Raw genomic sequence first — 13742 nt, forward strand, 5'->3', positions numbered from 1 at the left:
GTCAGGAGTGGCGCTCTGCCCCGTATGTCCCCAGCAGGCTGCACACCGCGTCCTCCTCGACCGCGCGCACCTTGGCCAGCAGTTCCGGGTTCCCCGCCTGGTTCACCTGAGTTGTCAATGAGAAAGTGAGCGAGCGCCTGCCGTCGGGGGTCGCCGCGATCAACTGTGTGTAACCGAGGGTGTTCCCGGTATGTCCGAGAACGACCCCGCACCGGGTGTCGTAGCGGAAGAGGGCGAGTCCGACGCTGTTGCGGCCGGGACCGGCCGGTTCGGAGGCCCCGGGGATCCAGTGCCGCTGTTCCCGCACGACCGCCTTCGAGGTGAGGGCCCCGGCGGCGTAGCCGCTGATGAACGCGGTCAGGTCGCGGGGCGAGGAGGTGATCCCGCCCGAGGCCCACACACCCGACATGCCGACCGCCTCGCTGACGTCCTCCGGGCCGGACGGTCCGCCGACGACGTATCCGTGCATGTACGGCTCCGGCATCTCGTACCCCTGCGGCAGGCTCGTGTCGTGCAGCCCCAGCGGCCTGTAGACGTCGTGGCGCAGCAGGTCCTCGTAGCGCGTGCTGGTAGCCGCCTCCGCCATCAGCGCCACGGCGATGTTGTCGGAGTTGGAGTAGCGGTACTGCGAGCCCGGTGTGAAGCGCAGCGGTTCGCCCGCCACGAAGTCGAGCAGGCGCCGCGAGTCGAAGTGCCGGTGCGGGTCGGCCTGGATGAGGCTGCGGAAGCGGGGGCTCTCGCTGAAGTCCGGGAGTCCGCTGGTGTGTTGGAGCAGCTGGCGCAGGGTCACCTTCCGCCAGGCCCGGGGCTGGTGGGGCAGCCGGGTGCCGAGCGTGTCGTCGAGGGCGAGCCGGTGCTGTCGTACGAGATGCAGGGCCACCGCCCCGCTGAACGCCTTGCTGGTGCTCGCGGTCCGGGTGTGGTCGCTCGGTTCGAGCGGGCGGCCGGTGGTGATGTCGGCGGTGCCTGCGTGCAGGACGCGCCGGCGGTCGCCGTCGCGCAGGACGACGATCACGCCGGGCGGGCCGTCGGGGGCGGCGACCAGTGCGTCGAGGCCGCGCTGGAGGGACTGGTCGTCGGCCGCGGCGGGCGACGCGGGCACGAGGGCGCCCACACAGGTGGCGACCAGGAGGGAGACGAGGCGGAGCGGCAGGGGCATGGAGTGTCCTGGGGGCTGTGGGGTCGGGGCACGACCAGAATCCGGGGGTCCGTCGGCATCCGCGCGGGCACGTGCTCCATACGGCCCCCTCCCCCTGTTCACGTCCCGCGGTGTTGCCCCGCGGGGCTTGCTGTGCCGTAATCGGAATGATCCGCGGTTCGGATCTTGGCGGTGGCCGTGCCGCACCGGAAGGAGCGGCTGGGATGGACGCTTACGGTGCCGGGGACGGTGTCTCGGCCGCCCCGGGCGGGCTGCTGGACCTGTTGCGGGTCGCGGCGGTGGTCCTGGACGCGGGCGGGTACATCACGCTGTGGAGCCCCCGAGGCGGAGCAGTTGCTCGGCTACTCCCCCGAGGAGGCGCTCACCCAGCGCGCGGACCGGCTGCTGGTGTCGCCCGACGACCGGGCCAGAGCGCGTGAGCTGTTCGCCCAGGTGGCCTCGGGCGCCCGCTGGTCGGGGGTCTTCCCGATGGTGCACCGGGACGGCACGGAGCGGCCCGTCGAGTTCCGCACGATGCGGCTGCGCGACAGCCACGGTCAGGCGCATCTGCTGGGGCTGGCGGCGGACGCCACGACAGTGCGGGGTGTGGAGCGGGACCTGGCCCTGTCCCACAGCCTGGTGCGGCAGACGCCGGTGGGTATCGCGGTGTTCGACACCGATCTGCGGTGGGTCGGGGTCAACCCGGCCCTGGAGCGCATCAACGGCGTGCCGGAGGAGGAGGTCGTCGGGCGCCGGGTGGGCGAGGTGCTGCCCGGTCTGGACGTCGCGGCCATCGAGTCGCGCATGCGGCATGTGCTGATCACCGGCAAGCCGCTGCTCGACCAGCAGACCGTGGGCCGCACGGCGGCCGACGTCGTGGACCGGGCGTACTCGGAGTCGTACCACCGCATCGAGGACGCGCAGGGCCGGGTGCTCGGGCTGGCGATGGCCGTCCTGGACGTGACCGAGCGGGAGCAGGCGGCGGCCGAGGTCGCGCAGGCGCGCCAGCATCTGTCGGTCGTGGCGGAGGCCGGGGTGCGGATCGGGACGACGCTGGACCTCCAGCAGACCGCCCGGGAACTGGCCGACGTCGCGGTCCCGCATGTGGCCGACCTGGCCGCCGTCGACGTACTGGAATCGGTCGTCACGGACGGCACGATCACCCCGGTGACCGAGGACGCGCAGGTCGAGTTCCGCGCGCTGGCCGTCGCCGCCGGATACCTGACCGACGCCATCCACGCGGCGGACCCGGTGGGCGAGTTGGCCACCTACGGCCCCAACCGCATCATCACCCGGTGTGTCCGCGAGGCCGGCCCGATCCTCGTCGAGCGGGTCGACCCGCCGATGATGCGCCGCATCGCCCGGGACGGGCGCGCCGCGCAGACGCTGCGCACGGCGGGCGTCCACTCGTACCTGGCCGTCCCGTTGATGGCCCGCGGCGAGGTGCTGGGCACGCTGAGCCTCTACCGCACGGTCAACGAGCGCCCCTTCGACGAACAGGACCGCGTCCTCGCCACGGAACTCGCCGCGCGCGCCGCGATCTGCATCGACAACGCCCGCCTCTACGGCCGTGAGCGCACCACCGCGCTGACCCTCCAGCGCAGCCTGCTGCCACCGGCCCCGGCCCGGCAGGAGGGCCTCGACATCGCGGCCCGCTACCTCCCGGCGCTGAGCGAGGTCGGCGGCGACTGGTACGACGTGCTGCCACTGGGGCCGGGCCGCACCGGTCTCGTCGTGGGCGACGTGATGGGCAAGGGCGTCCAAGCCGCCGCCATCATGGGCCAGTTGAGCACCGCGACCCGCGCACTGGCCCGGCTCGACCTCCCGCCCGCCGAGTTGCTGCACCACCTCGACGACCTCACCGGTTCCCTCGGTGACGCGATCGCCACCTGCGCGTACGGCGTCGTCGACCTCGGGCGCGGCACCTGCGAACTGTCCAGCGCCGGGCATCTGCCACCCGTCCTCATCCACCCCGACGGCACCGCGGAACTCCTCGACATCCCCGGCGGAGTACCGCTCGGCGTCGGCGGCGTGGAGTTCGGAACCGCCGAAGTCGACTTCACCACCGGCGCGTTGCTCGCCCTCTACTCCGACGGTCTGGTGGAGAACCGCGGCGAGTCCATCGACGTCGGACTGCACACGCTGACCCGCCTGTTGCAGAGTTCCCGCCGCCCGCTGGAGCAGACGAGCGACATGCTCCTCAACGCGCTGCGCCCGGAGCCCGACGACGACGTGGCGCTCCTCCTGGTCCGCGTCACCGGCTGACCGGTCAGGCGCCGGTGGTCGAGCCCGGCCGGATGATCATGAGGACGGTGACGGTCGCCCACAGCAGGTTGAAGATGCCGGTGAACATGGCGAGTTGAACGGTCCCGGACCGCTCCACGGGCCGCTGTGCGCCGAGTTGCTCCAGGAGTTCGTCCTGACGGGGCAGCACGAACGCGATCAGGATGCCGGCCGCCACCGCGGTGAGGGTGATGGAGGCGATGAGCCAGCCGCTGCCCAGAACACCCATCGCGGAAGCGGTCGCGAAGCCGAAGAGGGGCACCGCCAGCCCGACCGCGCCGTAGACACGGCAGATGCGGTGCAGCAGCCGTACGGTCGTCACGCCCGCGTCGGGTCCGTCCGGGCCCGGGAGAGCGCGGCGGGCCGCGGGTGGGAACATGCTGGCGGCGACGGTGACGGGGCCGACCGCGACGATGGCGGCCAGGACGTGCAGAGCGAGAAGGATCTTGGTCACCGGCCCAGGTTAGGGACGTCCGGTGCGGGAGCACAGGGGCTGAAACGACAGCTTCCAACGGATTCCCGCCAACACCTCTCACCTGGCAGCTGTGCCAAAAGGCCATGCGGGATGCCTGGCGGGAATCCGTCTATCGTGGTGTTCATGCACACCGTCGCAATCCTTGTTCTCGATCATGTGGTGCCGTTCGACATGGCGACACCGATGGAGGTGTTCGGCCGTACCCGGCTGCCGGACGGCCGGAACGCCTACCGGGTGCGGGTGTGCGGCGAGACGCCGGAGGTGCGGACGGACGGGTTCGCGCTGCGGGTCGACCACGGGCTCGAAGCGCTGGCGGACGCCGACACCATCATCGTGCCGGGCCGCTCGGAGCAGGCCGCGCCGCCCTCCGCCCGGGTGCTGGCGGCACTACGGGAGGCGGCAGCTGCGGGTACCCGGATCGTGTCCATCTGCGTGGGTGCCTTCGTGCTGGCCGAGGCCGGGCTGCTGGACAGGCTGCGCGCGACCACGCACTGGGTCGCCGCCGACGCGTTGGCCCGGTCCTATCCTCTGGTCGAGGTGCGGCCGGACGTGCTGTACGTCGACAACGGGCAGATCCTCACCTCGGCCGGGGCCGCCGCCGGGCTCGACCTGTGTCTGCACCTCATCCGGCGGGACTACGGCTCCGCGGTCGCCGCGGACGCGGCCCGGCTGTCGGTCATGCCGCTCGAACGCGAGGGCGGGCAGGCGCAGTTCATCGTCCACCGGCATCCGCCGGTCCCGCAGGGCTCGACCCTCGAACCGCTTCTCCAGTGGATCGAGGACAACCTCTCCCACGAGGTCACCCTGGGCGCGCTGGCTTCGCGATCGGGCATGAGCGAGCGGACGTTCAGCCGCCGTTTCCGCGAACAGACGGGCAGCACACCGCTCCAATGGCTGCTGCGGGCCCGCGTACGGCGTGCCCAATATCTGCTGGAGAACAGCGACCACACCGTCGAACGCATCGCCCAGCAGGCCGGGTTCGGCTCCCCCACCGCGTTCCGCGAACGCTTCCGCCGGGTGGTCGGTACCAGTCCGCAGGCGTACCGCTCGGCGTTCCACGGCAGGCCGGTCCCCGAAGTGGCGTCCTCCTGACGGATCTACGCCACGGCGCGGCCGTCCGCGACCGCGCTCCCCGGGGAGCTGCGCGCCGCCGCCAACAGGGCGTCCGCCTTGACGATGGCTTCCCGGATGCCGGTGGTGCCCATCATCACGCAGAGGGTGTGGACGACGTCGTTCAACTCGTCGGCCGCCTGCGGTCGGTGGCGCTCCGCCTGGGAGATGCGCAGCACCGCGTACCGGGTGAGCAGTTTTCTGACGGCCTTCGGGTCCGGCACCGGCACGGAGCACCTCTCTCTCGCTTTTCGCTCCGTGTGCCCAGCCTGCGCCGGTCCAACCCATGGGCCGCGAGATCCGGTCAGGCGACCTGCCCGCTGTGCAGCGCCGTGTACGCGCCGCCCCGGCGCAGGAGTTCGTCGTGCGTGCCGACCTCCAGGATCTCCCCGTCGCCCATCACGACGATCCGGTCGGCGCCCCGGACGGTGGACAGCCGGTGGGCCACCACGAACGTCGTACGGCCGCGCAACAGCCGGGCGAGGGCCTGCTGGACGAGGGCTTCCGAGCGGGTGTCCAGAGCCGAGGTCGCCTCGTCCAGGACGAGCACCCTGGGGTCGCGGATCAACGCCCGTGCGATGGCGAGGCGTTGACGCTGACCGCCGGACAGCCGGGCCCCGCGCTCACCGACCAGGGTCTCCAGGCCCTGCGGCAACTTGTCCACGAACTCAAGGGCGTTGGCGTCCCGCAGCGCCGCGCGCACCGAATCCTCGTCGGCGTCGTCCATGCCGTAGGCCACGTTGTCGTGGATCGTGCCGTCGAAGAGGATCGACTCCTGCGGGACGACCGAGACGAAGCGGCGGTAGGTGCGCAGGTCGAGGGTGTTCATGTCGGTGCCGTCGAGGAGCAGTTGGCCGGCGGTGGGGCGGATGAAGCCGATGACGAGGTTGAGCACGGTGGACTTTCCGGCGCCGGACGCGCCGACGAGGGCGACGGTCTCGCCGGGTGCGACGGTGAGGGTGAAGTCGTGGACGGCGGGCCGGAGTTGGTCGTTGTCGTAGGTGTGGCCGACATGCTGGAAGGTGACGGCTCCGCGTACCTCGGTGACCTCCGCCTTGCCCTCGTTGTCCTCCAACTCGGGTGCCTGGAGCACCTCGCCGACCGAACGGACCGATTCCAGGCCCTTGGTGATGACCGGGGCCAGGGTCGTGAGGGAGGTGGTGGAGTTGGTGAGGGTGGTCAGGAAGGCGCTCAGCATGACGACGTCGCCAGCGGTGACGCCCCAGACGCCGTAGTACGACACCAGGGCCGCGCCGGCGAGGACCAGGACGCCGACGACGTTGAGGACGACCCAGGCCAGCGAGCCGAAGCGGCCGTTGAGGAGGTCGAGGCGGTTTCCGGAGGTGAGGAGCCGGCGCAGGGTGCCGTCCATGCGGCGCAGGGCCTTGCCCTCCAGGCCATGGGCGCGGGTGACCGGGATGAGGCGGGTCATCTCCGTCACGCGTGAGGACAGGGTCTCCACCTCGTGGCGGAAGTGCTCGTTGTGGGTGCGCAGGCGTGCCCGCAGCCGGGACACGAGGAAGGCGGCGACCGGTACGACGACGATGAAGACGGGCACGAACTCCGGTGTGCGGAAGGCGATGATGACCAGACCGCCGGTGAGCACGGTGATCGCGCCGAGCCCGGTCTCCGCGGTCTGCTGGACCATCTGCTCGACGGTCTCCACGTCCCGCACGACCTTGGCCTGGAGGACTCCGGCGCTGACCCGGGAGTGGTAGCCGATGGAGAGCTGCTGCATGCGGGTGCACAGCGCCGAGCGCAGGTCGGTGCCCATGCGGCGGACGCTGCCGTAGAGGAGGCGGACGTAGAGCACGTGCAGGGGGTAGTTGATCAGCAGGATGAACAGGATGATGCCGGTGCTCGTCCAGAGCCTGCTGACCGGCTGGTGCTGGACGACGGTGTCGATGATGGACGCGGTGATCAGCGGGAGCAGCCAGATGGGGCTGTGTTTGACCGTGAACACGACGACGGCCAGGGCCAGTTGTCTTCGGTCGGCGCGGAAGAGGTAGGCGAGGGTGCGGATCGGGTGTTCGTCGCGGTAGCGGTGGTCGAGCGGTTTCTCCGTGGACGATGCCATCGGTGGTGGTCCTCCCCCTGTGACCGGCCGGCCCTCTGTGAACCCGGTAGCGGGCAAGCGCTTTCTGCCCACGCCCGCCACTCCTACACCTCAGACATCAGGGTCTTCTCAAACGGCGTCCAGCTCCGCGATCTCCTCGGCGGAGAGGGAGAGTTCGGGCGCGGCGGCCGAGTCGCGGATCGTCTCGGGGCGGCTGGCGCCCGGGATCGGTACGACTACCGGGGACTTGGCGAGCATCCAGGCCAGGCAGACGCGCTGCGGGCTTACGCCGTGCTTCTCGGCGATGCGGGCGAACGGCGCGTAGGCGGAGCCGAGTTCACCGGCGCGGGCGATGCCGCCGAGGGGGCTCCAGGGGAGGAACGCGATGCCGAGTTCGTCGCAGAGGTCCAGCTCCGGTTCGCTGGAGCGGAACGCCGGGGAGAACTGGTTCTGCACGGAGACCAGTCGGCCGTCGAGGATCTCGTTCGCCAGCCGGATCTGCTCCGGGTCGGCGTTGGAGATGCCGGCCAGGCGGATCTTGCCCTCGTCGAGCAAGTCCCGTACCGCGCCGACCGATTCAGCGTACGGGACCCTCGGGTCGGGGCGGTGGAACTGGTAGAGCCCGATGGCCTCCACGCCGAGCCGGCGCAGGGACGCCTCGCAGGCCTCCTTCAGGTACGCGGGGCTGCCGTTCAGGGTCCAACTGCCGTCCCCGGGGCGGAGATGGCCGCCCTTGGTGGCGACGAGGACGTCCGCACCCCGGTCGTGGGACGCGAGCGCCTTGGCGATCAGGGTCTCGTTGTGCCCGACATCGTCGGCGTGCAGGTGGTAGGCGTCCGCGGTGTCGATCAGGGTCACGCCCGCGTCGAGTGCGGCGTGGATGGTCGCGAGGGAGCGTGCCTCGTCCGGCCGTCCTTCGATCGACATGGGCATACCACCCAGGCCGATCGCACTGACCTCGACGTCACCGATGCGGCGGGTGTCCATGCTGGTGCTCCTCTTCCGGTCTTCCGGCTGTCGCGCAGAACCGTGCCGTCCGGCACCGCCGGAGCCGGAGCCGGGTCTCGGACCGGGTTCACGACGGGCAGGACGCATCGTCCAGCCTCTCCGGCCCGGGTCCGCAGGTCCAATAGAAGAAATCGAACGGATCCAGCAGCGGGACTGCTCAATCGGGATCGCTCAGTCGGGATGGGTCGACTCGGGACCGGTCGGTTCGGGACCGCTCAACGAGCGGCGACCCTGGCGATGAACGCCGTGAGGTTGGTGACGGTCCGCTGGATCCTCTCCTCCAGGGTGAGCGACTCGGGCAGCCGCGCGCCGACACCCGCGTCCTTCTTGCCGCGCACGTACAGCGGGCAGGCGAGGTCGCTGCATATGTAGGCGCCCACGGAGTTGCCCTGCTGCCCGGCCCTGCCCGCCTTCGCGGCGGTCATCAGCGTGACGCCTCCGGTGTGGGTGGTCAGGCACATCGAGCACATGCTGCGCCGCGTCTGCCAGGAGGCGGCGCCGGGAGAGCGCAGGGCGACCGCCGTCGGGCGGCCGTCCACCTCGATCGCGAGGTAGGCGCGGTCCGGGGCCTGGGGGTCCCGCCAGCCGAGGAAGTCCAGGTCGTCCCACGGCCGTTCGGCCAGGTCGCGGGGCACGGACAGGCGCTTGGCCGCGCCCTTGGTGCAGTTCACGAAGGCGGCGCGGATCTCCCGCTCGGTCAGTGGTCTCATGAACGGCACGCTAGTTTGCCTAAAACCTTTAGGCAAATACATAATGGCTATCGCCGAATGGGAGGAAGGTTATGGCCAGAGCAGGACTGACGCCGGAGCGGCTGACCCTGGCGGGGGCGGAGCTGGCCGACGAGGTCGGCTTCGACCAGGTGACCGTCTCGGCGCTCGCCCGACGGTTTGACGTCAAGGTCGCCAGCTTGTACTCGCACCTGAAGAACTCCCAGGAACTGAAGACGAGGATCGCCCTGTTCGCGCTGGAGGAACTCGCCGACCGCGTCTCCGACGCGGTGGCCGGGCGGGCCGGCAAGGACGCCCTGACCGCCTTCGCGGACGCCTACCGCGACTACGCCCGGGAACACCCCGGCCGGTACGCGGCGGCGCGGCTCCGGCTCGACCCCGAGACGGCGGCCGCCAGCGCCGGGGTGCGGCACTCGCAGATGACACGGGCGATCCTGCGCGGCTACGACCTGGCGGAGCCGGACCAGACGCACGCGGTCCGGATGCTGGGCGGCGTCTTCCACGGCTACGTCAGCCTGGAGCTGGCCGGGGGCTTCGACCACAGCGCGCCGGACGCGCGGGAGTCCTGGGCCTGGATCGTGGACTCGCTCGACGCGCTGCTGCGGAACCGGGCCGCGCCCCACAACTGACCGTCCCGGAAACCCGATCGACAGGCTGAGGCGATGAGCACCGAGCACGACACGATCACCACCCCGTCACGACCGACATGCTGCGCGGCTTCCTCGACGTGGAGACGACCGCGCACGGTCTGCTGCCGCATCGGCTGCCCGCGCGGGCGCGCCGCCAGATCCCCGACGACCAACTCGCCGTGGCCGAGGCGCAGCCCTCCGGTGTACGGCTGGTCTTCCGCACCCGGGCCACCACGATCGAGCTGGACACGCTGCCCACCAAGCGCGTCTACCGGGGGTTCCCGGCCCCGGCGGACGGTGTGTACGACCTGCTGGTCGACGGCCGCCCCACCGCCCAGGCCACGGTGTCCGGCGGTAACGTGCGCACGATCACCGACATGGTGACCCAGTCCTCCGAGTTCACGGAGGGGCAGCCCGGCACCGCCCGGTTCGCCGGTCTGCCGACGGGTGACAAGGACATCGAGATCTGGCTCCCGCACACGGAGACCGCCGAGCTGATCGCCCTGCGCACCGACGCCCCCGTCGAGAAGGCGCCGGACAAGGGGCGCAAGGTGTGGCTGCACCACGGCAGTTCGATCAGCCACGGCTCGAACGCCACGCGTCCGACGGCGATCTGGCCGGCTCTGGCTGCCGCCGAAGGTGGAGTGGAGCTCGTCAACCTCGGGTTCAGCGGCAACGCGCTGCTCGACCCGTTCACCGCCCGCGCGATGCGGGACACCTCGGCGGACCTGATCAGCGTCAAGATCGGCATCAACATCGTCAACGCCGACGCGATGCGCCTGCGCGCCTTCACCCCGGCGGTCCACGGCTTCCTCGACACCATCCGCGAGGGGCATCCGACCACTCCGCTGCTGGTCGTCTCCGCCATCCTCTGCCCGGTCCAGGAGGACACTCCCGGCCCCCTCATGCCCGACTTCGACGGCGGCACCCTGCGTTTCAGGGCGACGGGCGACCCGGCTGAACGCGCTCTCGGGCGCCTGACACTCACCGTCATCCGCGAGGCGCTCGCCCGCGTCGTCGAGCAGCGAGCGGCCGACGACCCGAACCTGCACTACCTCGACGGCCGTTCCCTCTACGGCGAGGAGGATTACGCCGAACTGCCGCTCCCCGACGAGGTCCATCCCGATCCGGCGGGACATCGGCGTATCGCGGAGAACTTCGGGCGGTTGGTGTTCGGCGAGGGCGGCGCTTTCGCGACCGGGACCTGTTGAGGCTTTCGGACACCGGCTGAGCGGCCTCACGGTTGCGCCGTGGCCCAACTGGGCGCTCCCGAGCCCGACTTGGACCTGTTCAGAACGTCCCGTCGTCGCGCGTGTAGTTGGGGCTGAGATTCACCAGGCGGCGACGGCTGGGCTCGGTTCGCGGCCCGCGCGGACCGCGAACGACAGAGCGAGCGAGGGGACGGGACCGGACACCGGCTTGACGACCACCCCGGCCGTACCCACCGGCTCGTAACGGGGCACGACGGCGGCGCCACCGATGGCTCGCACATACGACGCGGCCGAGGCGATGTCCGTGATCTCGACGGACACGCGACGCGTGATGCCGAGTTCACCGAAGGCCCGGTCCATGCCGGCGCGCGACCCGAAGCCCCTTGCCCCCGAGACGAAGTTCTCGTGGGCGAGGTCCTTCAGCGCGATGCGGTCCCGCTGCGCCAGCGGATGTCCGGACGGCAGGATCACCACGTACGGGATCGTCGCGAACTGCCGTAGGTCGAGGCCGTGCGCCTCGGAGGCGGGCAGCGCCACGACACCGACGTCGAGGCGGCCGCGTCGCACGTCCTCGGCGATCCCGCCCGCTCCGGATCCGGAGACCTGGATCCGTATGTCCACCAGGGGGTGGCGCTGGCGGAAGGCCCCACCAGGCGCGGCGGGTCGAGAGCCGTGATGCGGGTCATCGTGCCGACGCGCAGGCTGCCCCGCAGGGTTCTCGACGCCTCGCCGACCACTTCCCTCGCGCGCTCGGCGGCCGCGACGACCGACTTGGCTTCCGGCACCCTGCCCACCATGGCCGTGATCGGCATCGGCCGCATCAGCCGCCCCATGGTGGTGCGCCTGCGCCGGGCAGGGCACAGCGTGACCGTGACCAACCGGACCCGGGCCCGCGCCCTCGACGGCGCGGCGGACACGGGTGCCCGCGTGGTCGGCACCCCGCGCGAGGCGGCCTCCGCCGCCGACATCGTCCTCGTCTGCCTGACCGACGACGCGGCGGTGGACGCGGTCCACCACGGGCCCGACGGCATCCTCGCCGGGCTGCGCCCGGGAACAACCGTCCTGGAGACCAGCACCGTCGCCCCGGGGACCGTCAGGACCCTCGCACCTCTGGTTCTCGAACGCGGCGCCACTCTCCTCGACACGCCGGTGTCCGGTTCCGTCGAACTCGCCACACGCGGCGAACTCACCTTCCTGGTCGGCGGCCCCGAAGAAGCACTCGCCCGGGTGCGCCCCGTCATGGACGTCCTGGCCACCCGTGTCCTCCACTTCGGGGAATCAGGCAGTGGCAGCGTCATGAAGCTCGCGATCAACTCACTCCTGCTGTCCATGGCAACAGCCTTGTCCGAAGCGCTGGTTCTCGCGGAACGCGCCGGCGTCGACCGGGTCGCTGCCTACGACGCTTTCACCCAGAGCGCGGCCGCGGCCCCCTTCGTGCTCTACAACCGCGACAACTTCGTACGACCGCACGAAGCGGCCATCCACATGACACTGTCCCTGGTCGCCAAGGACCTGACACTGATAGACGCCCTGGCGTCATCCGTGGGAGCACCCATGGCCCAACTGGAGGCGAACCGCAAGCTCGTCGACCAGGCGATGGCCGCGGGACTGGAAGACCGCGACGGCGTCTCCGTCCTTGCCGAACTCCTGCGGCACAACGCCACGGCTCAAGCACGGCAGCGGCCGGGACAGCCGCATCGTAGCCATTGACGAGCAGGCGCCGGGTGGCAGGAAGGGCTTGCGCACCCGCCCTGTCCATGTGGCACGCTCACCGGCGACCGGCCGGTCGGATCGAGCCCGGTCTCGTCACCAGGTTCGACCGTGGAAAGGCACCGCTATGCGTATCGGACTGCTCGGCACCGGCCCTTGGGCGCAGATGGCTCACGCCCCCGCCCTCAGTGGGCACGACGCGTGGGACTTCGCGGGCGTGTGGGGGCGTCGTCCCAACGCCGCCAAGGAGCTGGCCGACCAGCACGGCGTCCCGGCCTACGACGATGTCGACGCCCTGCTCGCGGACGTGGACGCCGTCGCCGTGGCGCTGCCGCCGTCGATCCAGGCCGAGTTGGCGGTGCGGGCCGCGCGGGCGGGACGGCATCTGCTGCTGGACAAGCCCCTCGCGTCGACGGTGGAGCAGGGGCGGGCCGTGGTCGACGCGGTGCGGGAGGCCGGGGTCGCGTCGGTCGTGTTCTTCACCACCCGCTTCCAGCCGGAGACCGCGGCCTGGATCACCGAACAGGCCGCGGCGGAGGGCTGGTTCACGGCTCGGGCCGAATGGCTCGGCTCGGTGTTCACCAGCGACAGCCCGTTCGCTGCCTCGCCCTGGCGGCAGGAGAAGGGCGCGCTGTGGGACGTGGGCCCGCACGCCCTGTCCGTCTTGCTGCCGGTCCTCGGTGACGCACGGCGAGTGGCCGCCGCCGTACGAGGTCCCGGCGACACCGTCGTGCTGGTTCTGGACCACGTCGGCGGTGCGTCCAGCACGCTGACGCTGAGTCTCACCGCGCCGACCGCCGCGGCGGGAGCCACGGTCGAGCTGCGCGGCACGGCCGGGGTGACCAGCCTCCCGGACAGCTCGGGCGATGCGGTGTCCGCCCTGGTGCGGGCCGCCGACGCGCTGAGCGAGGCCGTACGCACGGGGCAGCCGCACTCGTGCGACGCGGTTTTCGGGCTGCGGGTCACCGAGATCCTGGCCGAGGCCGAGGCGATGGTGGACAGCGAGCCTGCCTGATCACTCACTCTGGTCAGTCGACTGGTCACTCCCCGCCGGGCGGCTCCTCGTCCTCGTCGAACGGCTCGTCGCTCCACCGGAACCAGGCCCGTTCCCCTTCGATGTGCAGCAGGAACTCGGGCACGGGACCGTCCGGCGAGGTCAGCGTCACCTGTCTGCTGATCTCGTCGTAGGCCTCCTCCCACCGGATCCAGTGCCCGTCGTCGTCCGCTTGCGAAAGGGCCAGTTCCCGCGCGAACAACTCCGCTACGTCACCGAACGCCGGATCGGCGGTGAACTTGCCCGCCAGCCAAGGGAAGTCTGCGTCGTCGATCAGGATCTCCCCGACCGACTCCTCGCCCCTGCGCACCTGCCAGACCTCGCCGACGAACCCCATGCC

The 13742-nt window shown here is 71.1% G+C and carries 13 protein-coding genes and 1 pseudogene; 6 read left to right on the forward strand and 8 right to left on the reverse strand.

The genetic code is table 11. From position 1 onward, the window contains the following. Position 1: 1 nt before the first annotated feature. Positions 2–1159: a serine hydrolase domain-containing protein gene (locus ACGFY9_RS40825; RefSeq protein ID WP_393762952.1), complete on the reverse strand. Its 1158-nt coding sequence runs from the start codon at positions 1157–1159 to the stop codon at positions 2–4. A gap of 203 nt (positions 1160–1362) precedes the next feature. On the opposite strand from ACGFY9_RS40825, the pseudogene ACGFY9_RS40830 reads away from it, so the two are divergent. Continuing rightward, a pseudogene (locus ACGFY9_RS40830) lies at positions 1363–3403 on the forward strand (SpoIIE family protein phosphatase). A 4-nt stretch (positions 3404–3407) separates the two neighbouring features. Here the strand turns inward: ACGFY9_RS40830 and ACGFY9_RS40835 are convergent. Next, the gene (locus ACGFY9_RS40835; protein ID WP_393762954.1) at positions 3408–3875 is read right to left on the reverse strand and encodes a hypothetical protein; all 468 of its coding nucleotides are present in this window, start codon (positions 3873–3875) and stop codon (positions 3408–3410) included. 144 nt (positions 3876–4019) lie between these two features. Here ACGFY9_RS40835 and ACGFY9_RS40840 point away from each other — a divergent pair, with 144 nt between their 5' ends. Further along, positions 4020–4988 (forward strand): GlxA family transcriptional regulator, encoded by a 969-nt coding sequence (locus ACGFY9_RS40840; RefSeq protein ID WP_393762956.1) that lies wholly within the window; start codon positions 4020–4022, stop codon positions 4986–4988. Between the two features lie 5 nt (positions 4989–4993). Here the strand turns inward: ACGFY9_RS40840 and ACGFY9_RS40845 are convergent, their stop codons facing one another. The 4 genes from ACGFY9_RS40845 to ACGFY9_RS40860 form a co-directional block, all read right to left on the reverse strand. Further along, positions 4994–5236, reverse strand: a complete 243-nt coding sequence (locus tag ACGFY9_RS40845; RefSeq protein ID WP_393762958.1) for a DUF5133 domain-containing protein — start codon at positions 5234–5236, stop codon at positions 4994–4996. A 74-nt stretch (positions 5237–5310) separates the two neighbouring features. Beyond that, complete coding sequence (locus tag ACGFY9_RS40850) at positions 5311–7083, reverse strand: ABC transporter ATP-binding protein (protein ID WP_393762960.1); 1773 nt, start codon at positions 7081–7083, stop codon at positions 5311–5313. A gap of 108 nt (positions 7084–7191) precedes the next feature. Continuing rightward, entirely contained in the window at positions 7192–8049 is an 858-nt protein-coding gene (locus tag ACGFY9_RS40855) for an aldo/keto reductase (protein WP_393762962.1), read from the reverse strand. 236 nt (positions 8050–8285) lie between these two features. Beyond that, positions 8286–8780: an FBP domain-containing protein gene (locus ACGFY9_RS40860; protein WP_393762964.1), complete on the reverse strand. Its 495-nt coding sequence runs from the start codon at positions 8778–8780 to the stop codon at positions 8286–8288. Positions 8781–8851: 71 nt separating this feature from the next. Here ACGFY9_RS40860 and ACGFY9_RS40865 point away from each other — a divergent pair, with 71 nt between their 5' ends. Further along, the gene (locus ACGFY9_RS40865; RefSeq protein WP_393762966.1) at positions 8852–9427 is read left to right on the forward strand and encodes a TetR/AcrR family transcriptional regulator; all 576 of its coding nucleotides are present in this window, start codon (positions 8852–8854) and stop codon (positions 9425–9427) included. A 77-nt stretch (positions 9428–9504) separates the two neighbouring features. Beyond that, positions 9505–10638, forward strand: coding sequence for a GDSL-type esterase/lipase family protein (locus tag ACGFY9_RS40870; protein ID WP_393762968.1), 1134 nt, complete (start codon positions 9505–9507; stop codon positions 10636–10638). Between the two features lie 120 nt (positions 10639–10758). Here ACGFY9_RS40870 and ACGFY9_RS40875 read toward each other — a convergent pair whose 3' ends face one another. Continuing rightward, positions 10759–11259 carry a LysR family transcriptional regulator substrate-binding protein gene (locus ACGFY9_RS40875; protein ID WP_393762969.1) on the reverse strand — a complete coding sequence of 167 codons (501 nt, stop codon included), beginning with the start codon at positions 11257–11259 and terminating at the stop codon, positions 10759–10761. A 54-nt stretch (positions 11260–11313) separates the two neighbouring features. On the opposite strand from ACGFY9_RS40875, the gene ACGFY9_RS40880 reads away from it, so the two are divergent. Both ACGFY9_RS40880 and ACGFY9_RS40885 read left to right on the forward strand, forming a co-directional pair. Continuing rightward, entirely contained in the window at positions 11314–12348 is a 1035-nt protein-coding gene (locus tag ACGFY9_RS40880; RefSeq protein WP_393762971.1) for an NAD(P)-dependent oxidoreductase, read from the forward strand. A gap of 127 nt (positions 12349–12475) precedes the next feature. Continuing rightward, complete coding sequence (locus tag ACGFY9_RS40885) at positions 12476–13363, forward strand: Gfo/Idh/MocA family protein (protein WP_393762973.1); 888 nt, start codon at positions 12476–12478, stop codon at positions 13361–13363. Positions 13364–13388: 25 nt separating this feature from the next. On the opposite strand, the gene ACGFY9_RS40890 is transcribed toward ACGFY9_RS40885, so the two are convergent. Continuing rightward, positions 13389–13739 (reverse strand): hypothetical protein, encoded by a 351-nt coding sequence (locus tag ACGFY9_RS40890; RefSeq protein WP_393762975.1) that lies wholly within the window; start codon positions 13737–13739, stop codon positions 13389–13391. Positions 13740–13742: the final 3 nt, after the last annotated feature.

The sequence above is a fragment of the Streptomyces sp. NPDC048504 genome, assembly GCF_043200035.1.
Classification (GTDB): Bacteria; Actinomycetota; Actinomycetes; order Streptomycetales; family Streptomycetaceae; genus Streptomyces.

Excerpts from the sequence above, each read along its gene's own strand:
- ACGFY9_RS40825 (WP_393762952.1), bottom strand. The coding sequence starts at position 1,159 with ATGCCCCTGCCGCTCCGCCTCGTCTCCCTCCTGGTCGCCACCTGTGTG.
- ACGFY9_RS40840 (WP_393762956.1), top strand. The coding sequence starts at position 4,020 with ATGCACACCGTCGCAATCCTTGTTCTCGATCATGTGGTGCCGTTCGAC.
- ACGFY9_RS40850 (WP_393762960.1), bottom strand. The coding sequence starts at position 7,083 with ATGGCATCGTCCACGGAGAAACCGCTCGACCACCGCTACCGCGACGAA.
- ACGFY9_RS40855 (WP_393762962.1), bottom strand. The coding sequence starts at position 8,049 with ATGGACACCCGCCGCATCGGTGACGTCGAGGTCAGTGCGATCGGCCTG.
- ACGFY9_RS40860 (WP_393762964.1), bottom strand. The coding sequence starts at position 8,780 with ATGAGACCACTGACCGAGCGGGAGATCCGCGCCGCCTTCGTGAACTGC.
- ACGFY9_RS40865 (WP_393762966.1), top strand. The coding sequence starts at position 8,852 with ATGGCCAGAGCAGGACTGACGCCGGAGCGGCTGACCCTGGCGGGGGCG.
- ACGFY9_RS40870 (WP_393762968.1), top strand. The coding sequence starts at position 9,505 with ATGCTGCGCGGCTTCCTCGACGTGGAGACGACCGCGCACGGTCTGCTG.
- ACGFY9_RS40880 (WP_393762971.1), top strand. The coding sequence starts at position 11,314 with ATGCGGGTCATCGTGCCGACGCGCAGGCTGCCCCGCAGGGTTCTCGAC.
- ACGFY9_RS40885 (WP_393762973.1), top strand. The coding sequence starts at position 12,476 with ATGCGTATCGGACTGCTCGGCACCGGCCCTTGGGCGCAGATGGCTCAC.
- ACGFY9_RS40890 (WP_393762975.1), bottom strand. The coding sequence starts at position 13,739 with ATGGGGTTCGTCGGCGAGGTCTGGCAGGTGCGCAGGGGCGAGGAGTCG.